Below are 21,330 nucleotides of genomic sequence, written 5' to 3' on the forward strand. Positions count from 1 at the left end.
GACGCAGGATCAGAAGAGGCGCAGGAGCTCGCCGATCAGATCTCCACCTGCCATGTACGACATCGCCACGATGACCGCGAAGCACAGGATCGAGGCGAGCGGCGTCCACGCCATCAGACGACCGAAGGCCTCCTGCACGGACTTCTTCTTCGACAGGGTCCCGTTCCGGCCGAGGTGCACGACCGTAGTGAGGAAGGTCGGAATCATCACGAGGTAGGTCAGACCGCACCAGGGGCAGAGCGTGTGCAGCGAGAAGAACGTCTGCCAGATGAGCCAGGCGATGAATGCGAACGCGGCGGTGATGCCGAGTCCGAACAGGCCCCAGAACCAGCGCGGGAACCGCACTCCCGCGACGACGGCGACGCCCATGACGAGCACGGCCATCCAGCCGGTGAGGCCGATGATCGGGTTCGGGAAGCCGAAGACCGAGCCCTGCCAGGACTCGAGATTCGCGCCGCACTGCACGAAGAAGCTCAGATTGCAGCCCAGCTCGGCCTTCGGGTTCTCCAGACTGATGAACTTGTCCATCGTGAGCTGGAAGGCGGCCCACCAGCCCACCACGCTCGCGATGATGAGCCAGATGCCGTACCCGATGTGCCGTGTGCGCTGTGCGGTCATATCGGGATTATCCCAGCGTTCGCTATGCGGTTCGGGTGAGGACATGACGCGCGTCGCACGCTCGGATGACACCGTCGAACGATCGGGATGCGATAATGGTCACAGGTGTCGTCGTGAGAAGTCACGGCCGCATCGACAAGACTTCGGGACCGGATGTCCCACGCGATCCAGCCACTGAGCGGATCGCATGCCGATTGAGTTCGCGGCTGCTGTTTCGCCGCACGAGTTTTCGCGGCGCACGCAGTGCCCGCGCAGGGAGCTAGCCAGAGATGGCCGATGAGAACGATGACAAGAACACCCCTACCCTCGACACGACGCCGGCGCAGCCGGTAGTCGAGGACGCCCCGGTCGCGGAGACGGACGAGTCCGTCGTCGCGGAGCCGGATGCCGCGCCCGAGGCGGCGAGCGAGTCGGCTGCCGCTCCCGTGGTGGACGCCTCCTCGACGGAGGCGACGGCGGAGGGCGAGCCCGAGTCCGGATCGTCCGCGCCCGAGACGGCGGAAGCCGAGACGCCGGCTTCCGAGCAGGCGCCAGCGGTCGAGCCATCCGCGCCGGCCGAGGGCGAGAACGCCGCAGAGGCTGAGCAGTCCGTCGAGCCGGAGCAGCCGGCCGCCGAGGCCGAGAAGCCCGCCGAGGCCGAGAAGCCTGCGGAGGCCGGGGCCCCCGCGGAGGAGAAGCCCGCAGCGCCCGAGCCCGTCACCGCAGTGAGCCTGGGGCTGCTGCCCGAGGTCTTCGTCTCCAAGGTCTCCACGCAGCTGCACTTCTACGCTCCCGAGATCGTCCCGCTGCCGGCATCCGCCGCGCACGACGACGAGGACGACGAGCGCGGCTCGGCGTTCTCGCGTCGCGGCAGCAGCACCCGTCGCCGCCGCGGCGGCGAGGGCGACGAAGGTCGCGACGAGCCGCGCCAGCGTCAGCGCACGGTCGAGTACATCACCGAGCCGAAGGCCATCAAGGGCTCCACCCGCCTCGAGGCGAAGAAGCAGCGCCGCCGCGACGGTCGCGACGCCGGCCGCCGCCGTCCGGTGGTCACCGAGGCCGAGTTCCTCGCCCGCCGCGAGGCCGTCGACCGCATGATGGTCGTGCGCGCCAAGAACGGTCGCACCCAGATCGGCGTGCTCGAGGACAACGTGCTGGTCGAGCACTACGTCGCCCGCAACCAGGACGCCTCGCTGATCGGCAACGTCTACCTCGGGCGCGTGCAGAACGTGCTGCCGAGCATGGAGGCCGCCTTCGTCGACATCGGCCGCGGCCGCAATGCCGTGCTCTACTCCGGCGAGGTGGACTGGGACGCCGTCGAGACGGGCAACCAGCCGCGCCGCATCGAGCTCGCCCTCAAGCCCGGCGACCGCGTGCTCGTCCAGGTCACCAAGGACCCGGTCGGACACAAGGGCGCCCGCCTGACGAGCCAGATCTCGCTGCCCGGCCGGTACCTGGTGTACGTGCCCGGCGGCTCCATGAACGGCATCTCGCGCAAGCTGCCCGACAACGAGCGGGCCCGCCTCAAGCGCATCCTCAAGGAGGTGCTGCCGGAGTCGTCCGGCGTGATCGTCCGCACCGCGGCCGAGGGCGCGACCGAGGAGCAGCTGACGCGCGACGTGCAGCGGCTCACCTCGCAGTGGGAGCACATCCAGAAGCTCGTGCAGACCCAGCAGGCGCCCGCGCTGCTGCACGCCGAGCCCGACCTGCTGGTGAAGATCGTCCGCGATGTCTTCAACGAGGACTTCACCCGGATGACCATCCAGGGCGACGACGCGCACCGCACCATCAGCGCCTACCTCGAGAGCGTGGCTCCCGACCTGCTGGAGCGGGTCGAGACCTACACCGACGAGGTGGACCCGTTCGACGCGTACCGCATCACCGAGCAGATCGAGAAGGCCCTGGACCGCAAGGTCTGGCTGCCCTCGGGCGGTTCGCTGGTGATCGACCGCACCGAGGCGATGACGGTGGTCGACGTCAACACCGGTAAGTTCGTCGGCTCGGGCGGAAACCTCGAGGAGACCGTCACCAAGAACAACCTCGAGGCCGCCGAGGAGATCGTGCGCCAGCTGCGCCTGCGCGACATCGGCGGCATCATCGTCGTCGACTTCATCGACATGGTGCTCGAGTCCAACCGCGACCTCGTGCTGCGCCGCCTGGTGGAGTGCCTGAGCCGCGACCGCACGAAGCACCAGGTCGCCGAGGTCACCTCGCTCGGGCTCGTGCAGATGACCCGCAAGAAGCTCGGCCTGGGGCTGCTGGAGACCTTCAGCGAGCCCTGCGAGGTGTGCGCCGGCCGGGGTGTCGTCGTGCACCACGACCCGGTCGTCAAGCACCGCGGCGGCCCCGCCGGCAGCAGCCAGGGGCGTCGCTCGCGCGGCTCCTCCGCTCCGCAGCAGGCTCCGCAGGCCGCTCCCGCTCAGCCGGCTGCAGCGGCGAACGGCGGCACCCACAGCATCACCGAGGGCGCGAAGTCGGCTCTCGCCGCGATCGCGGCCTCCACGATCGCGCCGACCACAGGCGAGGTGCCCGTGGTGGCGCAGGAAGCCCCCGAGGCTCCTGAGGCGCCCGAGCGGCCCAAGAAGAGCCGTCGCAAGCGCGGCGGTGAGCGCCGTGGGCCGAAGACCGAGGCCGAGCAGCTGCTCGACTCCGTGCTCGACGCGCTGCCCGAGCCGAAGGCTCCCGGTCAGGGACGCAACCGCCGCCGCGTGACCACGGCGATGCTCACCGCCGGCTCGGCGTCCGCCCAGTCGGCATCCGACTCAGTGTCGATCCCTGCCCCGGACGCGCAGTCCTGAGGCGATCAGCCGCCTTGTGAGCTCCTTGCCGCCGACGTGCACAGCGCCGGCGGCGAGGAGCCGCGGCAGCGCGTCCTCGGGGACGTCGTAGTGGTCCAGGTCGAAGGCGCGCCGGGGGAGTCCCTGCGCCGCCGCGAACGCATGCAGCTCGCCGAGGTCCGCGTCGGAGACCAGGTGGGCCCAGAGCCGTCCGTGCGCCGGCCAGATCGGGTCGTCGACGAGAACGGTCATGTCGCGATCCTAGGCCCGTGACACACCCCGCCGCTCACTTTGCGGCATGGCCTCGCTTCAGGTAAAGTAGTCCTTTGGTGCGAGACCCCTGTCTGCTCCCCGGGCGGCAGGAGAAGTCTTGCGTCCGCACCCTTCGCGAAGGCGTCGTACGCAAGCAGAAGTCTTCCCGTGAGATTCCCGGAGCAGTCCGCTCCCCAACGAAACAGGTATGAAGTGGTTTACGCAGTAGTGCGCGCCGGTGGCCGGCAGGAGAAGGTCGAGGTCGGTACGATCGTTCAGCTCGACCGTGTTCAGGCTGCCCAGGGCGAGAAGATCGAGCTTCCCGCCGTGCTTCTCGTCGACGGTGCCACGGTGACCACCGACGCGGACAAGCTGGCGAAGGTCAAGGTCACGGCTGAGGTCCTCGGCGATCTCCGCGGCCCGAAGATCATCATCCAGAAGTACAAGAACAAGACCGGCTACAAGAAGCGCCAGGGCCACCGTCAGGACCTGACCCGCGTCAAGATCACCGGCATCAAGTAAGCACGAAGAGGAGCTGAGAAATGGCACACAAGAAGGGTGCGAGCTCGACCCGCAACGGTCGTGACTCCAACGCACAGCGACTCGGCGTGAAGCGCTTCGGCGGCCAGGCCGTCAACGCCGGCGAGATCCTCGTCCGTCAGCGCGGCACGCACTTCCACCCCGGCGTGAACGTCGGCCGTGGCGGCGACGACACGCTGTTCGCCCTCGAGGCGGGCGCTGTGGAGTTCGGCACGAAGGGCGGCCGCAAGGTCGTCAACATCGTCGCTGCCGCTCAGTAAGCGCAGCACACACTCTCGGAACGGGGCGGGCTTCGGCTCGCCCCTTCCTGCGTATAGGCCCCTCCGTCAGGCTCAGGGGCCATCTTCACAAGGAGCACCCATGGTCACGTTCGTGGACACCGTCACACTGCACCTGCGTGCGGGCAAGGGCGGCAACGGCTGCGTCTCGGTGAAGCGCGAGAAGTTCAAGCCTCTCGGCGGACCGGACGGCGGCAACGGCGGCGACGGCGGCGACATCGTGCTGGTCGCCGACCCCCAGGTGACCACGCTCCTGTCGTACCACCACTCGCCGCACCGCAGCAGCGGCAACGGCGGCTTCGGCATGGGCGACCACCGATCCGGCTACGACGGCGAGACCCTCGAGCTGCCCGTGCCGCTGGGCACCGTGGTGAAGTCGGTCGACGGCGAGGTCCTGCACGACATGGTCACGCCCGGCGAGCGCTACGTCGTCGCCGAGGGCGGACGCGGAGGCCTCGGCAACGCGTCGCTGGCCTCTCCCAAGCGCAAGGCGCCCGGCTTCGCGCTGCTCGGCACCCCCGGCTACGAGGGCGCCATCCAGCTCGAGCTGAAGACCGTCGCCGACGTGGCGCTGGTCGGCTATCCCTCGGCGGGCAAGTCCAGCCTGATCGCGGCGATGTCGGCCGCGCGTCCCAAGATCGCCGACTACCCGTTCACCACGCTGCACCCGAATCTCGGAGTCGTGCAGGCCGGCGACAGCCGGTACACCGTCGCCGACGTGCCCGGCCTCATCGAGGGCGCCAGCGAGGGCCGCGGACTCGGACTGGAGTTCCTCCGCCACGTCGAGCGCTGCAGCGCCCTGCTGCACGTGCTGGACTGCGCCACGCTGGAGCCCGGGCGCGACCCGCTCTCCGATCTGGACGTGATCCTGGCCGAACTCGCCGCCTACGAGGTCCCCGAGGGACAGGTCCCGCTCCTGGAGCGTCCTCAGCTGGTCGCCCTGAACAAGGTCGACGTGCCCGAGGCGCGCGAACTGGCCGACATGGTCCGCGCCGACATCGAGGCGCGCGGCTTCCGCGTGTTCGAGATCTCGACCGTCTCGCGCGAAGGTCTGCGTCCGCTCAGCTTCGCCCTGGCCGAGCTCGTCGACGAGCATCGTGCGGCCACGGCGGTCGAGACCCCGCCCGAGCGCGTCGTCATCCGCCCGAAGGGCATGAAGGAGGAGTTCACGATCCGCGTCGAGGGCGGCACGTACGGCAACGTCTACCGCGTGATCGGCGAGAAGCCCGTGCGCTGGGTGCAGCAGACCGACTTCCAGAACGAGGAGGCCGTGGGCTACCTCGGCGACCGTCTCGAGCGCCTCGGCGTGGAGGACGCTCTGGTCAAGGCCGGTGCGGAGCCCGGCTCCACCGTCATGATCGGCACCGGCGACAACAGCGTCGTGTTCGACTGGGAGCCGTCCATCGCCTCCACGGCCGAGCTGATGGCCTCGCCGCGCGGCACCGACATCCGCATCGGCGGCAGCAGCCGCCGCACCACCAGCGAGCGCCGCGAGAAGTACTACGAGCGGATGGACGCCAAGGCGGCCGCCCGTGCGGAGCTCGAGGAGCAGCGACTCGCATCCCGCGAGGGCGAGGAATGAGCGCGCAGACCCGCGCAGACCTCGCCACCGCCAGGCGCATCGTCGTCAAGGTCGGCTCCTCGTCCATCAGCGGCGAGGCGTCCTGGCGGATCCCGATGATCGTCCAGGCACTGGCGAGCGCGCACCGCCGCGGCGTCGAGGTGATCCTGGTGTCCTCGGGCGCCATCGCCACGGGCATCCCGGTGCTCGACCTCGATTCGCGCCCCACCGACCTGGCGACCCAGCAGGCCGCGGCAGCGGTCGGGCAGAACCTGCTCGTGTTCCGGTACCAGGAGGCGCTGCGTCCCTTCCGGATCGTCGCGGGACAGGTGCTGCTGACGACCGGCGACCTGGAGAACGCGACCTCGCGCAGCAATGCCCGGCGCGCGATGGACCGGATGCTGGCGCTCGGCGTGCTGCCGATCGTCAACGAGAACGACACCGTCGCCACCCAGGAGATCCGCTTCGGCGACAACGACCGGCTCGCCGCACTCGTCGCCCAGCTGCTGCACGCCGACGCCCTGGTGCTGCTCAGCGACGTGGAGTCGCTGTACACCAAGCCGCCGACCGACCCGGACGCGCGGCCGATCGACACCGTCGCGCCCGACGCCGACCTGGCCGGACTCGAGTTCGGGGCATCCGTCGTGAACAGCGTCGGAACCGGGGGAGCGGCCACCAAGGTCTCCGCCGCGCGGATGGCAGCCGCATCCGGCATCGGAGTGATGGTGACCAGCGCGGATCTGATCGGCAAGGCGCTCGAGGGCGCCGCGATCGGCACCTGGTTCGAACCGGCCGTCACGGCCTGATCCCGTGGGTCATACGGCGCCAGCGTCCGTGCCGCCGTCGATACACTGACCGGATGAGCACTCCCGCCGCAGGCGACCTCACCGCCGATTCCGCACAGCAGCGCCTTGCGCGCGCCAAGGAGGCGTCCCGATCGATCGCCCGACTCACCAGCGGCGAGAAGGGCGCGGCACTGGAGAGCATCGCGCGCGCGATCGAGGCGAACGTCGAGCGCATCGTCACCGCGAACGGGCTGGACATCGAGCACGGCCGGGAGAACGCCATCGGGGATGCCCTGATCGACCGGCTGCGTCTGGACGAGAAGCGGGTGACGGCGCTGGCATCCGCTGTGCGCGACGTGGCGGCGCTCCCCGACCCGATCGGACAGGTGCTGGGCGGCCACCGGATGCCGAACGGCATCGCCCTCGAGCAGGTGCGCGTGCCGTTCGGCGTGGTGGGCGCGATCTACGAGGCCCGCCCCAACGTGACCGTCGACATTGCGGCGCTCGCGCTGCGCGCGGGCAACGCCGTGGTCCTGCGTGGAGGCAGCGCCGCGCGGATGTCCAACACCGTCCTCGTGGAGCTGATGCGCGAGGCTCTGGATGCCGTGGGCGTGGATCGCGAGGCGATCCAGACCGTGGACGACTTCGGCCGGGACGGTGCGAAGGCACTGATGCACGGCCGCGGCTTCGTCGACGTGCTGGTGCCGCGGGGGAGCGCCTCGCTCATCGAGACGGTGGTCACGGAGTCGACGGTGCCCGTGATCGAGACCGGCGCCGGCGTGGTGCACATCGTGCTCGACGAATCGGCCCCGCTGGACTGGGCGCGCGACATCGTCGTGAACGCGAAGGTGCAGCGTCCGAGCGTCTGCAACGCCGTCGAGACGGTCCTGGTCCTGCGCCAGGCGGCGCCACTGCTGGTGCCGGTCGTCGCCAGCGCGCTGCAGAGCGAGGGCGTGGCGGTGCACGGCGACGACATCGTCGCCGGTCTGGTGTCCGGTGTCATCCCGGCCACCGAGGAGGACTGGGCCACCGAGTACCTGAGCCTGGACATCTCCATGAAGGTCGTGGACACTCTCGACGATGCGCTCGCGCACATCCGCAAGTACAGCACGGGGCACACGGAGTCGATCATCACCACCGACTCCCGCAACATCGAGCGCTTCCTGGCGGAGGTGGACTCCGCCGTCGTGATGGCGAACGCGTCGACCAGGTTCACCGACGGCGGGGAGTTCGGATTCGGCGCCGAGGTGGGCATCTCCACGCAGAAGCTGCACACCCGCGGCCCGATGGGAGTCTCCGAGCTGACCAGCACCAAATGGCTGGCGCGGGGGACGGGCCAGACCCGGGGCTGAGCGCTAGACTTGTCAGGCGTTCGCCCGACCGCCCAGAAACGGAGCCAGAATGAACCTCGTCGCCCAGATCGCGATGACCGCCGCCGCGTCCGAGTCCCACAACGTCATGGGTCAGACCGTGATCTTCGGCATCATCGCGGCGATCATCTTCGCGGCGCTGGCCCTGGTCACGCTGTCGTACCGCAACGTCGCCAACCGTCACTCGGCCAAGGCCGACGCATACGCCGAGAAGCACGGCGAGGACGGCCACGGTCACTAAGGCGCACATGCAGCCATCCACTGCTCGAGCACCGCGCATCGGCGTGATGGGCGGTACTTTCGACCCCATCCACCATGGGCACCTGGTCGCCGCGAGCGAGGTGGCGCACTCGTTCGACCTCGATGAGGTCGTGTTCGTCCCCACCGGCGAGCCCTGGCAGAAGCAGAACGTCTCACCCAGCGAGCACCGCTATCTGATGACGGTCATCGCCACCGCATCCAATCCCCGCTTCACCGTCAGCCGAGTCGACATCGACCGCGACGGGCCCACCTACACGATCGACACGCTCCGCGATCTGAAGGCCGAACGGCCCGACGCGGAGCTGTTCTTCATCACGGGAGCGGATGCCGTAGCGCAGATTCTCAGTTGGAGGGACCATGATGAACTGTGGGATCTCGCCCACTTCGTCGCGGTCTCCCGACCCGGACACGTGCTCAGCACCGACGGACTGCCCACGGATGACGTGAGTCAGCTGGAGGTGCCGGCACTGACCATTTCGTCGACGGCGTGTCGTGAGCGGGTCGCTGAGGGGCAGCCCGTCTGGTATCTGGTGCCGGATGGCGTCGTCCAGTACATCGCAAAGCATCACCTGTATCGGAGCAAGGCATGAGCACATCGGAAGAGAACGGAAGGACCCTCACGCGCAAGCAGCTGCGTGAGATCCGTCTGACCGGCTCGACGCCGGTCATCAGCGAGGAGGAGGCGGCAGCCGCCGCCACGCAGCCGCCGACCACGGTGCTGCCGCGTGCCGCGCAGCCGATCGAGATCGCTCCGGCCCCGACCGCGGAACCGCCGACCCCGAACGCGCCGCTCACCCGGCGCCAGATGCGTGCCCTGGAGCACGCCCACGCCGCGGAGAGCGCCGCGGAGAGCGCCGCTGAGAGCGCCGCGCCCGCACCTGCAGTCGAGCCCGCACCCGCACCGGTCGCCGAGCCCGTCCGTGAGACGGTGCCCGCCGCCGAGGCGACGCAGACCGCACCGCCCGCCGCCGCGCAGAGCGAGCAGCCGGGCCTGGTCTCCGGTCTCCCGTCGTTCGCCCCCGCGCCCGCGCCCGCATCCGCTCCGCGCTTCGAGCCGACCCCCGTGGATCCCGCGCTCGACGACGAGCATCCGCTGTCCGTGGATCAGGAGCAGGTCGCCGCGATCTTCGAGCAGCCGATCGAGGAGCCGGCTCCCGCGCCCGTGCGCAGGGGCATCGTCCCGGAGATCATGGCCCGGGATCTGATGTTCCCCGGTGCGTCCGCGCCGGAGTCCGACGAGCTGCCCATCGTGGCGCCCGCGCCCGCGCACGCTCCCGCAGCCGCGCCCGCGGCCGCCGCACCAGTCATCCCCGAGGTCCCGGCGCAGGCCGAGCCCGAGCCCGCTCCTGCTCCCGCCCAGGAGGAGGCACCGAAGGTGGGCGCCGCGTTCGGCATCGGCGTCAAGGCCGACCACCGCGATCCCGTGGCCACCGCGCCGTTCGACGCCCTGGTCGGCGGCACCTCGTCCAGCGCGCAGCACGGCGCCTCCACCGCGCTGATCTTCACCCCGTCGCCCGGCGTCGGCTCGCTCTCGGGCCCGATCGCCTCGACCGGGGAGATCCTCGTCACCGGAACCTACGCCCTGCCCGACGGGCTGGGATCGCAGGGGCACGCGCACGGCACGACGGACGGCAAGGACATCGACGCCGTGCTCCTCGACGGCGAGCTCGCTCCCGCCTCGTCGCCCACGCCGATCGCGGCCAGCGCCGCCGTCAGCACCTCCAAGCCCGCCGGCGAGGTCATCCGCCCCCCGGCACCCGACAAGGGCAACAAGCTCATGCTCACCCTGGCGATCGTCGCGGGAACCCTGGCCGTCGTGCTGGGCGCCACCCTCGTCATCGCCTTCACCACAGGAGTCTTCGGTTGATGCAGTCCCCCGACAACGCCCTCGAGATGCTTCAGATCGCCGCAGACGCGGCGGACTCGAAGGGCGGCGAGGATCTCGTCGCGCTCAACGTCTCCGGCCCGCTTCCGCTGGTCGACATCTTCCTGCTCGTCACCGGCAACAGCGAGCGCAACGTCGCCGCTATCGCCGATGAGATCGAGGACCAGCTGCACGAGGCCGGTCACAGGCGCGTGCGCCGGGAGGGACGCGCCGAGGCGCGCTGGGTGCTGCTGGACTTCGGCGACCTCATCGTGCACGTGTTCCACTCCGAGGAGCGCGTCTACTACGGCCTCGAGCGGCTCTGGAAGGACTGCCCGGTCGTTCCGATCGAGCTGACCACGAAGGTCCCCGGGGAGTAACCTCCGCGGTTCACTCGGGACGACGCGTCCCGACGCCCGGTTCGTCGTTGGTCTCGGACATGTCCGGGATCTCGGCTTCGTCGTCCGGATCCACCTGCACGGCGTCGACCGCACCGCTGTCGGCACCGGCACCACCGGCCGGCACATCGCCGACATCTGTCGCGTCGTCGGCACCGGCCGCCAGCCGGTCGGCCTCGGCGCTGTCGATCAGGTCGGGGTCCGCATCGGGATCCAGGACCTCCTCGCCGTCGACGACCCGCGTGCCGGGTTCCGCGTCGTCATCCAGGTCGGGATCCTCGGGCAGGTAGTCGGGTGTCGGTTCGGACATGGCGTGCTCCTCTCAGAACGGATGCCGGTGACGCTACGTCCGAACGGTATGCGCGACGAGCGGGTTGACGCGCGACCGCGGTCCGGCTAGCGCGCCGCAGGAGCGTCGCCGGCCGCCGAGCGCAGCTCGCGCAGCAGCTGCAGCTGCGTCCGGTTGATCTCCATCAGCTCCTCGATCTCCCTCTTCGCGGCGAGGTTGGTGTCGTAGTCGTGCTGCGCGAGCGCCGCGGCGATGGCATCCTGCCGCTTCGCCGCGATCAGCAGGATCGCGCCCTGGAGTCCCGCGAGCATGCTGAGGAACAGGTTCAGCAGGATGTACGGGTACGGATCCCAGGCGACGGCGGTGAGGTTGACGGCCGCCCAGGCGAGCATGAACAGCACGAACACGGCGATGAACATCCACGAGCCCATCCCGTTCCGCAGTCGGTCGGCGGCTCGCTGCCCGCGGGTCAGTTGCTCGGTGTGCGAGGTGTGCCAGTTCGTCAGGGGACGTCCTGCGTCGTCGGTGCTCATGTGAGAAATATAGGCGCGAGCCGACCGTCCGGGTCGAATCGACCGGAAGCCTGGCCGGCGGCTCAGTCGCCGGACGCCGGAGTGCTGTCGATCACGAACGCCTGCGGGTGCCCGGGCAGGTAGCGCACGGTGACGGGAGCGTCATCCCAGCCCACGCTCGCGTGCGCGTCCGGGTACACGGAAGGCGTGAAGAAGTCGTTCGCGAGGGTGTACTCGGCGCCGTCCTCGGTGGTGAACGTCACCCAGTCGCCCGAGTCCATCGTGCCCGTGGTCTCGACGCCGTTCGCGTGGATGTACGCGTTCGTGACCGGCACCCCGATCAACGCCAGCAGACCGACCGCTCCGCTGACGAGCACGACGGCGAAGACGATGCGGAAGACGATCTGCCGCGTCCGCGTGAGCACCGCCGGACACGCGGATGCCGTCGGGGCCGCAAGGCCCTCCTGCTCGCGCAGCGACTGAAGCCGCGACCGGCCCCCGCGCGCGCCGCCGAAGGCGAGCATGGCGAGGCCGGTGCTGCCGAATGCGGCGATGAACACCATCGCGTAGCCGTTGGACGCGGGGAAGTTCAGAAGCCAGAAGATCGTGTCGAGCATCTCAGGCCACCGTCTCCTTCTCGATCGTGATCGCGACGGTCTTGGGGTCCTCGCGCCGGTACATCGCCCACACGGGTGAACCGACCTGCAGGCGTCCGATCGCCTGAGGATACGCGAACAGCGTCGTCTCCGCCTCCCACGGCGTCTGCCCCTCCGGGCTGATGAGGACGGTGAAGGCGAGTTCGCTCTGCCCCTCGAGGCGCTTCCCCGTGGGGCGCACGGAGAGGATGTCCGCGGGGGAGGTGATGCCGCTCGTCCTGGCCCGCACCTGCCGCGGGTCGATCAGGCCCTTCGCGATGCGCCAGTCCAGCAGAGCCTGGCGCACTGCGGGGTCCAGCGGGTCGGCCAGGGCGACCGCGTCGGGCTTCATCGAGGAGAAGCGCACGGGCAGAGGCGCCCCGATCACGAGAGAGGACTGCTCGTCCGGCGTGATCAGCATCCGCAGCTGCCCGATGAAGTCCTCGCCGGAGTCCGGGGATACGCGCACGAAGATGTCGTACTGCGGCACATCGTTGATCGTGGTGCCGGTGGCGTCGACGGCGATGACCTTGGCGACGGCGATCCGGTCGTCGGGGCGCGCGCGTCTGCGGCCGGGTCCGGCCGGGGAGAAGATCCCGAGCATCGGCAGGATGCCCCACGCGACGCCGATGAACAGAGCCGGACGGCTCGATCCGTCTCCCTGGAACGGGAGGATGGAATGACGCTGATCGATGCCGAACAACCCCTCGAGCACCCAGACGATCAACCAGGCGGAGAGCAGCAGCCAGACGAGGCGGAGGAGGTTGCGGATCACGCGCCCAGGTTATCGGCTGCGATGCGACACACCCGGCGTATCGGCACGATTCGCGAGCGCTGCGGACTCCGTAGTATGCTGAACAGGTTGCCGGGGTTCCGGTCCTGGCAGCGAAGATGGGCCTGTGGCGCAGCTGGTAGCGCACCTGCATGGCATGCAGGGGGTCAGGGGTTCGAGTCCCCTCAGGTCCACCATCGAGAAGCCCGCGAGAGATCGCGGGCTTCTTCCGTTCCAGCCCGCGCACGGGCCGTTGCGTCGCCGCCGCGTCCGCGCGAAGATGATCAGCATTGTGTGGGTGTGATGAGGAACGATGGCGTTTGCATTGAGGCGGGCTCGACAGCACGCCGAGCGTCTGTCGCTGGTCGCACTCGTTGTCGCGCTGCTCGTCGCGGGTATCGGCGGCATCGATGCGGCCGCCGAGCGGATGCTGGCGGGCGGCGCCTCGAGCGTCTTCACGGATGCCGAGCCCGGTGCCCGCACGACTCGCGTGGTCGCCGACCAGGCGTCCGACGCCGCCGCACAGGACGAGGCCGTGCGCGGGGAGATCTCCGCCGCGTTCGCGGGGGAGAAGGTGGTCGTATCACGCCGCACCACCGGCGATGTCGAACTCGCCACCGCCGGCGACACGAGTCTCAGCCTCGCGATGCTGGACGATCAGCGCCTCCCGGATCTGGCCACCCTCGTCGACGGGGCGTGGCCGCAGACGCACGATGAGATCGCCCTGCCGGTCGCCGCCGCGGACCGGCTGCATCTCGGCATCGGTGACACCGTCTCCCTCGCCGGCGACGCGGCGGGTACCGAGCTCACCCTGATCGGCACCTGGACCCCCGACGACCCCATCGATCCCGCCTGGCTCGGGGACCCGGCCGTCGTCTCAGGCGAGAACGACGGCTCGATCGGGCCGGTGCTCGTCACGGATGGAGCGATGGAGCGGTACGCCGACACGGTCACGACCACCTGGGAGGTCGCGCCGACGCGGGTCGAACCCGCCGACATCCCGGGGCTGCAGAGCGCCCTGGTCACGCTGCGGAGCCTGCCCGAGGCAGTCGATCCCCGAAACGAGCACAGCACCGCGATCCAGGGCGACCTGGGCGACACCCTGCAGCGTCTGGACGCTGCATTCGCGACCACGCGCGGCCTGCTCGTCGCACCCCTGCTGATCCTCGCGCTGCTCGGTGCGCTCGTGCTCGGTATCGTGCTGTCATCGCTGTCCGGCGCACGTGGTGAGGAACTCGCTCTGCTGCGCGCACGGGGCGCCTCCGTGCGCCGCCTCGCGCTGGCTGCCGCGGCCGAGACCTCGATCTTCGCGGGGGCGGGCGCCGTGCTCGCCCTGGCCGTGCTCGCCATCACGACGGGGCTCACCGTCGTGATGGCGTGGAGCGCAGCCGGTGCGATCGGCTTCGCCACCCTCGCATCGGCGCTATTCGCGGCGCGGCGCGCCGGTGGCGCCGACGGTGTGCGCCCGGAGGCGGAGCGCAGCGATGCCGGGGCGCGCACGCTCGCCGCGCTGCTGCTCCCGACGGCGATGGTCGTCGGCGCCGCCGCGCTGTCCTCCTGGCAGCTGTTCGCGCTCGGAGCCGTCGTGCGTGACGATGGCACGCCCGAGCCGCTCGCCGCCGCGGCTCCGGCGCTGCTGCTGATCGCGGCGAGCGCCCTCATCCCCGTCGCAGCGGCCCCGCTGGCCGCCGGCGCCGAGCGGGTGCTGCGGCGCACCCGCGGGATCGCGCCGATCCTTCCTCTGCGCCAGATCGCCCGGCGGATGGGCGGTGTCGCCGTGGCGATCCTGTGCCTCGCCCTGGCCGCAGCATCCATCGCCCTGGCTGCGACGGCTCCGTTCGTCGCGGGCAAGGCGGAGCAGCGCACGCTGACCACCCTCCTGGGCGGCGACGTCCGGCTGATCTCCGAAGGGGCGGTCGACGTGAGCGCGAACACCGCCTCGAACTGGAGCGAAGTGACCACCGCGGCTGAGGTCCTCGACACGCTCCTGACGGTGGGCGCGGACACCGGCGTGCTCGTCGCCGGGCCGGCGAGCGCCGTCGGCTTCGGCGGGCATCGCAAGGGGGACGGCGCTCCTGAGATCGACGCCGATGTCACACGACGGCTCGCCGATCGCCTCGACGCCGCGGTCGGCTCCGCGTTCACCGTGCAGATCCGCTTCGTGCCGCGACCGGTCACCGTGCGGATCGCACGCATCGTCGACAGCATCCCCGGCGCGGGCAGCGGCCTGGCGATCGCGACCGACCCGGCGGAGCTGCGAGCCGCGGACGTGGACCTTCCCGCGAACGAGCTCTGGCTGCGCAGCGAGCATCCCGTCAGGACCGCGGAACGGCTGCGCGCCCATGCGACGCAGCCCGTGCACATCCTCACCGCTGCACAGGTGAGCGTGGTTCCCCTGACCTCCGTGGCGACTCGCGTGCTCACGGCGGGAGCGCTGCTGGCCGCGCTGCTCGGCGTGATCGGGTTCATCGCCGCCACCTCGGCGATGAACCGCACGCGCCGTGGTGAGGAGCGCATGCTTCTGGCACTCGGCCTGGCACCGCATCGCCGCCGGGCGCTGAGAGCCGGCGAGGGGGCCGGCCTCGCGGCGTACGCCGTGCTGGCCGGCGCAGCCGTGGGCGCTGGCATCGCCGCGGCGGTGCTGCCGATCATGCTGGCGGCCGGCGTATGAACCGCATCCGCATGCTGATGAGGGGCGCGTCGACGACCCCGCTGCTATCGCTGCTCCTCGTAGTCGTGATCGCCGCGCTGTCCTGGGCCGGCATCGCGGCACCCGGGATGCTGGAGGCGGGTCGCACCGCGACCGTGCAGCGAGCGGTGTCATCGGTGCCGGCACTGACGCGCTGGCCGTCCGCGACGGTGCCCGGCATGCCCGCGTTCGGCGGGACAGATGCGGATGCCGGTGTCTGGCGCAGCGCCCTCAGCGCGCTCGACCGGAGCCGTCAGGAGCAGCCCGAGCCGCTGCGCGGGCTGCTCGGCGCGCCGAGGCTGTCGATGATGATCGACCCCGTGCCGACAACCGACGATGATCCCGACCGCGTGGGGCCCGTGCCGTTCAACAAGGTGGGCCTCGCGTCCGACCCCGGATTCCTGTCACGCTCGCAGCTCGTGGAAGGGCGTCTGCCGAAGCGCACCGACCCTGCGGACGGCGTGGAGATCGCGCTCACGAACAGGATCGCCGCGCAGCTGGACTGGAAGGTCGGGACGGAGCGCCAGTGGGAGGATCTGACGCTGACGCTCACCGGCACGGTGGAGCCGTCCGGTCGGGACATCGGCGACTGGACGTTCATCAACGGATCGCTCACCCCGTTGATCGAGGTGGACGGCGGCGGCAACCGCATCCTCGTCGTCGCCGGGTTCATGCATGTCGATGAGATCACCGCGCTGACCGATCGGATCAGCGACATCAAGACCAGCGCGTGGATGCCCTTCAAGGGGACCGCGATCGACGCGACGACGGCCGCGAAGGCCGCGGCGCAGCTGCGCCGGCTCGCCGCGGATCCCGCACGCATCCCTATGCACGACTCGCCGTTCTACAACGGCGGTCTGCAGTTCCGGTCCTCGCTGCCCCAGTCGATCGATGCGGGCGTCGCGCGCGCGGACGCGATGACGCCCGTCGTCACGGTCGCCGCCGTCGGTCCGACCGTCGTCGCGCTCGTCGTGCTGGCGCTGGTGAGCCGTCTGATCGCCGTGCGCCGCGTCACCGCCGCAGGTGTCCTTCGGGCACGTGGCGCGTCCCTCGGCCGGCTCGTGGCGCTGCTCGGCGGAGAGGGTGCCGTCCTGGGGGTGCTCGGCGCGGCGCTGGGAGCGGTCGTGGCCGCGGTCCGGCCGGGATGGGCGTCGGGCGCGGTGGCCGTGATCCCCGTGACGCTGGCCGCCGTGCCGATCGTGGTCCTGCCGTGGAGCGTCCTGGCGGAGGCCGAGCGCCGTGGACGGCACGACCTGGGCGGTGCGGGGAAATACCGCAGGCTCAGGCTCGCGGCGGAGATGTCGATCCTGGTCGTGACCGGTGTTCTCACCCTGCTCGTCATGACCCGCGGCGGGGGCGGGGGAGCGGACCCGCTGCTGCTCGCCCTGCTCGTGCTGCTGGGCGCCTCGGGCACCGTGCTCTCCCTGCGGCTGCTGCCGGCGCTGCTCGGGCTCGCCGAGGCCCGCGGGCGGAGTCGGGTGTCGCTCGCCGCACTGCTGGGCCCCGCCCGCGCACGACGCGACCCGGTCGTCCGCGCGGCGCCCGTGATGGCGGTGGTGGTCGGTGTGGGGGTCGCCGTGTTCTCGGTGGCGTTCGCCGCCACCGTCTCCGGCGGCATCGCCCGCGCCGCCTCGATCGGCGTGGGCGCGGACGTGCGCGTCGACGCCGCGTACATCGCGGAATCCGGGGCAGCCCGCGTCGCCGAGCTCGACGGCGTGGCGGCGATGGCCGGTCGTGGCGGCGGCTCGACCGTGGAGGTCTCCTCGGGCGCCAGACACCAGCAGGCGCGCGTGTACACGGTGGATCGGGAGGCGTTCGTGAAGGTGCAGCGGGACTCCGACGGCGCCCTGCCGCTTCCCGCGGCGCTGTCGCGGACATCCGGCGACGCCGTTCCCGTGGTCGTCTCGGAGAAGCTGGCCGCCCTGCTGGGCGCGGCCGAGGGCACGCGGCTCGAGATCGGCGGCGTACCGGCGCGCATCGTGGGAACGGCGCCCTCGCAGGCGCCGTTCGGCACAGCCGAGCAATGGCTGATCGTCGACGATGCGAACACCGAGGCGCTGGACGTGCAGGACACCGGCCTCGCGCAGCTGTTCCTCTCGCTGCGACCGGGAGCGGATGCGGATGCCGTCGGCGCAGCCGCCGCAGCTGCACTCGGCGGCGACGCGACGTCCACCACACCGGCCGCGGTGGCCGACGTCCACGAGCAGGACCCCGGCTACGGGTTCGTCCAGGGCGCCCTGCTGGCGGCGAGCGCCCTCGTCGCCGCGCTTCTCGCTCTCGCGGTCGGCGCGACCCTCGTCCTCGGCGCGGGGTCAAGGGCGCGGATGCTGGCGATCCTCGGCACCCTGGGGCACCGGCGGCGTGCGGCGGGCGGCCTGGTGCTGTGGGAGGTGGGACCCGCCCTGCTCGTGGCGCTGCCGTTCGGCGCAGTCGTCGGAATCGCCATGGCCTGGCTGGTGATCCCGCAGCTGGATCTGCGCGGATTCGTGGGCGGCGCGGACCAGCCGCCGGTCCAGCTCGGAGGCTGGTGGCCGGTGCTCGCCGTGATCGCCTTCGCCGGTCTGTCGGCGCTTGCCGTGCTGGTCGCCACGGGACTGGCCTCAAGGCTCGGCGCGGCCGACGCGATCCACGGCGACGACGAGCGGGTGCTGTGATGCACGCAGGAGAGAGGATGGACCACATGTCGGACGACGGCTCGATCGTGTGCGAGGGACTGGTGCGCATCTTCACCGCGCAGGGCGTGGAGGTGCAGGCGCTGCAGGGACTGGAACTGCGGATGTCGCGCGGGGAGATGGTCGCGCTCATCGGGGCGTCCGGATCGGGCAAGAGCACGCTGCTGGGCATCCTGGCGGGCCTGGACCGGCCCACTGCCGGGTCCGCACGGGTGGCGGGCCACGACCTGGTGACGATGAGGGGCGCGGAGCGGCTGCGCTACCGCCGGCAGAGCGTCGGCTTCGTGTGGCAGCAGTCGGCGCGCAATCTGCTGCCCTACCTGTCCGCACGGGAGAACATCGCGATGGTGCACGAGGTCGCGGGCGTCGTGCCGCGCACACGGCGTGTCGCCGTCGGCGATGAGCTGCTGGAGCTGCTGGGCGCCGCCGACGTCGCCGACCGGCATCCCGCGGAGATGTCCGGCGGACAGAGGCAGCGGGTGGCGATCGCCGTCGCCCTCGCGAACGGTCCGCGCGTGCTGCTGGCGGATGAGCCGACCGGCGAGCTCGACGAGCAGACCAGCGGCGAGGTGCTCGCCGCCATGGAGACCGTGAACCGCGAGCGCGGTGTGACGACCCTCATCGTCACGCATGATGCGGGGGTGACCGAGCATGTCGAGCGCACGGTGCGGATTCGCGACGGACGCACCTCGACGGAGACTCTGCGTCGCACGCATCTGGATGACGAGGGCCGGTCGGTGCGGATGGCGCAGGAGTACGCCGTGCTCGACCGCGCCGGGCGCATGCAGCTCCCGGCCGACTTCGTCAGCGCGCTCGAGCTGCGTGAGCGGGTGAGGCTCACGCTCGAACCCGATCACGTGCGGGTGGCGCCCGGGCACGGGCATCCGGCGCAGCGAGAATCGGATGATGCTCCCGACGAGGGGGAGGGCGGAGCATGAGCGCCGTGCTGCGGGCGGAGGGGTTGTCGAGGACATTCGCGAGCGCGGGCGGAGACGTCGTGGCGGTGCGCGAGGCCGAGCTGGCGGTCGAGCCGGGGGAGCTCGTGGTGATCGCCGGGCGTTCCGGAGCGGGGAAGACGACGCTGCTCACGATGCTGGGCGGACTCGACCGTCCGACAGCCGGCCGGGTGCTCGTGGACGGCGTCGACCTCGCCGACCCGAGGACGGACGTCGCCGCCCTGCGGGGATCGCGCATCGCGTCCATCTTCCAGACGGCGGGCCTCATCCCCGTGCTCTCGGCCGCCGAGAACGTCGAGGTGCCGCTGCGCATCCGCCGCACCGATCCGGCCGAGCGGGATCGCCGGGTCGCGGATGCCCTGCGCGACGTCGGCCTCGAGGATCACGCCAGGCAGCGGCCGGGCGAGCTGTCGGGTGGGCAGCAGCAGCGAGTCGGCATCGCACGGGCACTGGTCATGGCTCCGGGCATCCTGCTCGCCGACGAGCCGACCGCCCAGCTGGACAGCGAGACCGGTGGGCAGATCATGGAGCTCATCGCCCGACTGGTGCACGATCGGGGCACTGCGGCCGTGGTGGCCACGCATGACGCGGCGATGTTCGCCCGCGCCGACCGCGTGCTGGAACTGCACGACGGAGTGCTGCGCCGGCGCACGAGCTGAACGGCAGCGGCCGCGCCGAGCGGTAGAGAGCGCGGGGATGCCGCTGATCCGGCCCCTGTAACGAGGTGTTCACGCGCCGGGTCTGCGCCGAAACGCCCCGGAAACACAGCGCGCGTCGGCGCGAAACGCGCCGGTGGGAGTCTTGCTGCACCCGACGCTGCAGGAGCGTTCTCACTGAGAGAGGAGCGGACCCATGGATCAGGGGAACACCGCCTTCGTTTTGATTTGCGCAGCCCTCGTGCTGCTGATGACGCCAGGTCTGGCGTTCTTCTACGGCGGCCTCGTCAAGGCCAAGAGCGTGATCAGCATGATGATGATGAGCTTCGGCGCGATCGGCCTGATCGGCGTGCTGTGGGTCGTCTTCGGATATGCGATCGCGTTCCCGAGCGGCACAGGGCTGATCGCCCCGTGGACGATCGACTGGTCGGCGATCGGCCTGAACAGCCTGCTCGAGGTGCCCAAGGGCGCCGCCTACCCGCCGCTCGCCTTCGTCGGATTCCAGGCGACGTTCGCGATCATCACCGTCGCCCTCGTGTCGGGCGCGATCGCGGACCGCGCCCGGTTCGGCGCCTGGATGGTCTTCGCCGGCGTCTGGGCGACCGTCGTCTACTTCCCGGTCGCGAGCTGGGTCTTCAACTTCGGCCTGGCCGAGGACGGCAGTTTCTCCTACGGCGGCTGGATCACGAAGGGCCTGCAGGACATGCTGGGCGTCGGCGCGATCGACTTCGCGGGAGGAACAGCGGTCCACATCAACGCGGGAGCGGCAGGACTCGCGCTCGCCCTGGTGCTCGGCCGCCGCATCGGCTTCCAGAAGGGCGCCGACGTGCCGCACAACCCGCCGTTCGTGCTCCTCGGCGCGGGCCTGCTGTGGTTCGGCTGGTTCGGGTTCAACGCAGGCTCCGAGCTCGGCGCCGACGGAACCGCCTCCCTCGCGTTCGTCAACACCCTCGCCGCCCCCGCCGCGGCCCTGCTCAGCTGGCTCGTGATGGAGAAGATCCGCAACGGCAAGCCGACGTCGGTCGGAGCCGCTTCGGGTGCGGTCGCGGGTCTTGTCGCGATCACTCCGGCCTGTGCCGCCCTCACCCCGATCTGGGCGGTCGTGCTCGGTCTCCTCGCCGGCGCCGTCTGCCAGCTCGCGATCGACCTCAAGTTCAAGCTCGGCTTCGACGACTCGCTCGACGTGGTGGGCATCCACCTCATCGGCGGCATCATCGGAACGCTGTACCTCGGCTTCTTCGCCAACGACACGGGACTCATCTACAGCGGCAGCTTCGCGCAGCTCGCGGCTCAGGCGCTCGCCGCCGGAGCGGTGCTGGTGTACTCGTTCGGGCTCGCACTCGTGATCGGCTTCGTGGTCCAGAAGACCATGGGCTTCCGGGTCAAGGACGAGGACGAGATCGCCGGTCTCGACACCGTGGTCCACGGCGAAGAGGGCTACGTCCTCATCGGAGCCCGGGTCTGAT

General features: G+C 70.8%; 21 protein-coding genes and 1 tRNA gene. 16 read left to right on the forward strand and 6 right to left on the reverse strand.

Annotation, left to right across the window (positions count from 1 at the left end):
• Positions 1-9 precede the first annotated feature (9 nt).
• Positions 10-618 carry a vitamin K epoxide reductase family protein gene (locus tag ACTJJ4_RS00955; protein ID WP_440941640.1) on the reverse strand — a complete coding sequence of 203 codons (609 nt, stop codon included), beginning with the start codon at positions 616-618 and terminating at the stop codon, positions 10-12.
• A gap of 269 nt (positions 619-887) precedes the next feature.
• On the opposite strand from ACTJJ4_RS00955, the gene ACTJJ4_RS00960 reads away from it, so the two are divergent.
• Positions 888-3,395, forward strand: coding sequence for an Rne/Rng family ribonuclease (locus ACTJJ4_RS00960; protein ID WP_440941641.1), 2,508 nt, complete (start codon positions 888-890; stop codon positions 3,393-3,395).
• Here ACTJJ4_RS00960 and ACTJJ4_RS00965 read toward each other — a convergent pair.
• Entirely contained in the window at positions 3,360-3,626 is a 267-nt protein-coding gene (locus ACTJJ4_RS00965; RefSeq protein ID WP_292698381.1) for a DUF4031 domain-containing protein, read from the reverse strand. The two genes, ACTJJ4_RS00960 and ACTJJ4_RS00965, sit on opposite strands and share 36 nt — an antisense overlap.
• A 213-nt stretch (positions 3,627-3,839) precedes the next feature.
• On the opposite strand from ACTJJ4_RS00965, the gene rplU reads away from it, so the two are divergent.
• From rplU to rsfS, 9 genes are all read left to right on the forward strand, one after another.
• Positions 3,840-4,148, forward strand: a complete 309-nt coding sequence (gene rplU, locus ACTJJ4_RS00970; RefSeq protein ID WP_285630294.1) for a 50S ribosomal protein L21 — start codon at positions 3,840-3,842, stop codon at positions 4,146-4,148.
• Positions 4,149-4,168: 20 nt separating this feature from the next.
• Positions 4,169-4,426 carry a 50S ribosomal protein L27 gene (gene rpmA / locus ACTJJ4_RS00975; RefSeq protein WP_285630296.1) on the forward strand — a complete coding sequence of 86 codons (258 nt, stop codon included), beginning with the start codon at positions 4,169-4,171 and terminating at the stop codon, positions 4,424-4,426.
• A 100-nt stretch (positions 4,427-4,526) separates the two neighbouring features.
• A complete protein-coding gene (gene obgE, locus ACTJJ4_RS00980) occupies positions 4,527-6,026 on the forward strand; it encodes a GTPase ObgE (protein ID WP_440941642.1) in 1,500 nt (499 codons plus the stop codon).
• Entirely contained in the window at positions 6,023-6,811 is a 789-nt protein-coding gene (gene proB, locus ACTJJ4_RS00985; RefSeq protein ID WP_440941643.1) for a glutamate 5-kinase, read from the forward strand. Before obgE ends, proB begins: the two co-directional genes overlap by 4 nt.
• Before the next feature lie 53 nt (positions 6,812-6,864).
• A complete protein-coding gene (locus ACTJJ4_RS00990; protein WP_440941644.1) occupies positions 6,865-8,142 on the forward strand; it encodes a glutamate-5-semialdehyde dehydrogenase in 1,278 nt (425 codons plus the stop codon).
• A gap of 49 nt (positions 8,143-8,191) precedes the next feature.
• Positions 8,192-8,401: a hypothetical protein gene (locus tag ACTJJ4_RS00995; protein WP_285630305.1), complete on the forward strand. Its 210-nt coding sequence runs from the start codon at positions 8,192-8,194 to the stop codon at positions 8,399-8,401.
• Between the two features lie 7 nt (positions 8,402-8,408).
• Positions 8,409-9,011: a nicotinate-nucleotide adenylyltransferase gene (nadD, locus tag ACTJJ4_RS01000; RefSeq protein ID WP_440941645.1), complete on the forward strand. Its 603-nt coding sequence runs from the start codon at positions 8,409-8,411 to the stop codon at positions 9,009-9,011.
• Positions 9,008-10,288 carry a hypothetical protein gene (locus ACTJJ4_RS01005; protein WP_440941646.1) on the forward strand — a complete coding sequence of 427 codons (1,281 nt, stop codon included), beginning with the start codon at positions 9,008-9,010 and terminating at the stop codon, positions 10,286-10,288. Before nadD ends, ACTJJ4_RS01005 begins: the two co-directional genes overlap by 4 nt.
• Positions 10,288-10,665, forward strand: a complete 378-nt coding sequence (gene rsfS, locus ACTJJ4_RS01010; protein ID WP_292698430.1) for a ribosome silencing factor — start codon at positions 10,288-10,290, stop codon at positions 10,663-10,665. The genes ACTJJ4_RS01005 and rsfS overlap by 1 nt, the downstream gene beginning before the upstream one ends.
• A 10-nt stretch (positions 10,666-10,675) precedes the next feature.
• Here rsfS and ACTJJ4_RS01015 read toward each other — a convergent pair whose 3' ends face one another.
• The 4 genes from ACTJJ4_RS01015 to ACTJJ4_RS01030 all read right to left on the reverse strand — a co-directional run bounded on the left by ACTJJ4_RS01015 (position 10,676) and on the right by ACTJJ4_RS01030 (position 12,894).
• Positions 10,676-10,993: a hypothetical protein gene (locus tag ACTJJ4_RS01015; protein WP_440941647.1), complete on the reverse strand. Its 318-nt coding sequence runs from the start codon at positions 10,991-10,993 to the stop codon at positions 10,676-10,678.
• A gap of 86 nt (positions 10,994-11,079) precedes the next feature.
• Positions 11,080-11,505 carry a DUF1003 domain-containing protein gene (locus ACTJJ4_RS01020; protein WP_440941648.1) on the reverse strand — a complete coding sequence of 142 codons (426 nt, stop codon included), beginning with the start codon at positions 11,503-11,505 and terminating at the stop codon, positions 11,080-11,082.
• 62 nt (positions 11,506-11,567) lie between these two features.
• Entirely contained in the window at positions 11,568-12,101 is a 534-nt protein-coding gene (locus ACTJJ4_RS01025) for a hypothetical protein (protein ID WP_440941649.1), read from the reverse strand.
• Position 12,102: 1 nt separating this feature from the next.
• Complete coding sequence (locus tag ACTJJ4_RS01030) at positions 12,103-12,894, reverse strand: hypothetical protein (RefSeq protein ID WP_440941650.1); 792 nt, start codon at positions 12,892-12,894, stop codon at positions 12,103-12,105.
• Between the two features lie 118 nt (positions 12,895-13,012).
• Between ACTJJ4_RS01030 and ACTJJ4_RS01035 the strand changes: the two genes are divergently transcribed.
• From ACTJJ4_RS01035 to ACTJJ4_RS01060, 6 genes are all read left to right on the forward strand, one after another.
• A tRNA-Ala gene (locus ACTJJ4_RS01035) sits at positions 13,013-13,088 on the forward strand.
• Between the two features lie 116 nt (positions 13,089-13,204).
• Entirely contained in the window at positions 13,205-15,562 is a 2,358-nt protein-coding gene (locus ACTJJ4_RS01040) for a hypothetical protein (protein WP_440941651.1), read from the forward strand.
• Positions 15,559-18,234, forward strand: a complete 2,676-nt coding sequence (locus ACTJJ4_RS01045; RefSeq protein ID WP_440941652.1) for an FtsX-like permease family protein — start codon at positions 15,559-15,561, stop codon at positions 18,232-18,234. The genes ACTJJ4_RS01040 and ACTJJ4_RS01045 overlap by 4 nt, the downstream gene beginning before the upstream one ends.
• A 26-nt stretch (positions 18,235-18,260) precedes the next feature.
• The gene (locus ACTJJ4_RS01050) at positions 18,261-19,190 is read left to right on the forward strand and encodes an ABC transporter ATP-binding protein (protein WP_440941653.1); all 930 of its coding nucleotides are present in this window, start codon (positions 18,261-18,263) and stop codon (positions 19,188-19,190) included.
• Positions 19,187-19,867: an ABC transporter ATP-binding protein gene (locus ACTJJ4_RS01055; protein ID WP_440941654.1), complete on the forward strand. Its 681-nt coding sequence runs from the start codon at positions 19,187-19,189 to the stop codon at positions 19,865-19,867. Before ACTJJ4_RS01050 ends, ACTJJ4_RS01055 begins: the two co-directional genes overlap by 4 nt.
• 193 nt (positions 19,868-20,060) lie before the next feature.
• A complete protein-coding gene (locus ACTJJ4_RS01060) occupies positions 20,061-21,329 on the forward strand; it encodes an ammonium transporter (protein WP_440941655.1) in 1,269 nt (422 codons plus the stop codon).
• Position 21,330 lies beyond the last annotated feature (1 nt).

The organism is Microbacterium sp. 22195, assembly GCF_052056515.1.
In the GTDB taxonomy this organism is placed as follows: Bacteria; Actinomycetota; Actinomycetes; order Actinomycetales; family Microbacteriaceae; genus Microbacterium.

Excerpts from the sequence above, each read along its gene's own strand:
- ACTJJ4_RS00955 (WP_440941640.1), bottom strand. The coding sequence starts at position 618 with ATGACCGCACAGCGCACACGGCACATCGGGTACGGCATCTGGCTCATC.
- ACTJJ4_RS00960 (WP_440941641.1), top strand. The coding sequence starts at position 888 with ATGGCCGATGAGAACGATGACAAGAACACCCCTACCCTCGACACGACG.
- ACTJJ4_RS00965 (WP_292698381.1), bottom strand. The coding sequence starts at position 3,626 with ATGACCGTTCTCGTCGACGACCCGATCTGGCCGGCGCACGGACGGCTC.
- rpmA (WP_285630296.1), top strand. The coding sequence starts at position 4,169 with ATGGCACACAAGAAGGGTGCGAGCTCGACCCGCAACGGTCGTGACTCC.
- obgE (WP_440941642.1), top strand. The coding sequence starts at position 4,527 with ATGGTCACGTTCGTGGACACCGTCACACTGCACCTGCGTGCGGGCAAG.
- proB (WP_440941643.1), top strand. The coding sequence starts at position 6,023 with ATGAGCGCGCAGACCCGCGCAGACCTCGCCACCGCCAGGCGCATCGTC.
- ACTJJ4_RS00990 (WP_440941644.1), top strand. The coding sequence starts at position 6,865 with ATGAGCACTCCCGCCGCAGGCGACCTCACCGCCGATTCCGCACAGCAG.
- ACTJJ4_RS00995 (WP_285630305.1), top strand. The coding sequence starts at position 8,192 with ATGAACCTCGTCGCCCAGATCGCGATGACCGCCGCCGCGTCCGAGTCC.
- nadD (WP_440941645.1), top strand. The coding sequence starts at position 8,409 with ATGCAGCCATCCACTGCTCGAGCACCGCGCATCGGCGTGATGGGCGGT.
- ACTJJ4_RS01005 (WP_440941646.1), top strand. The coding sequence starts at position 9,008 with ATGAGCACATCGGAAGAGAACGGAAGGACCCTCACGCGCAAGCAGCTG.
- rsfS (WP_292698430.1), top strand. The coding sequence starts at position 10,288 with ATGCAGTCCCCCGACAACGCCCTCGAGATGCTTCAGATCGCCGCAGAC.
- ACTJJ4_RS01015 (WP_440941647.1), bottom strand. The coding sequence starts at position 10,993 with ATGTCCGAACCGACACCCGACTACCTGCCCGAGGATCCCGACCTGGAT.
- ACTJJ4_RS01020 (WP_440941648.1), bottom strand. The coding sequence starts at position 11,505 with ATGAGCACCGACGACGCAGGACGTCCCCTGACGAACTGGCACACCTCG.
- ACTJJ4_RS01025 (WP_440941649.1), bottom strand. The coding sequence starts at position 12,101 with ATGCTCGACACGATCTTCTGGCTTCTGAACTTCCCCGCGTCCAACGGC.
- ACTJJ4_RS01040 (WP_440941651.1), top strand. The coding sequence starts at position 13,205 with ATGGCGTTTGCATTGAGGCGGGCTCGACAGCACGCCGAGCGTCTGTCG.
- ACTJJ4_RS01045 (WP_440941652.1), top strand. The coding sequence starts at position 15,559 with ATGAACCGCATCCGCATGCTGATGAGGGGCGCGTCGACGACCCCGCTG.
- ACTJJ4_RS01050 (WP_440941653.1), top strand. The coding sequence starts at position 18,261 with ATGTCGGACGACGGCTCGATCGTGTGCGAGGGACTGGTGCGCATCTTC.
- ACTJJ4_RS01055 (WP_440941654.1), top strand. The coding sequence starts at position 19,187 with ATGAGCGCCGTGCTGCGGGCGGAGGGGTTGTCGAGGACATTCGCGAGC.
- ACTJJ4_RS01060 (WP_440941655.1), top strand. The coding sequence starts at position 20,061 with ATGGATCAGGGGAACACCGCCTTCGTTTTGATTTGCGCAGCCCTCGTG.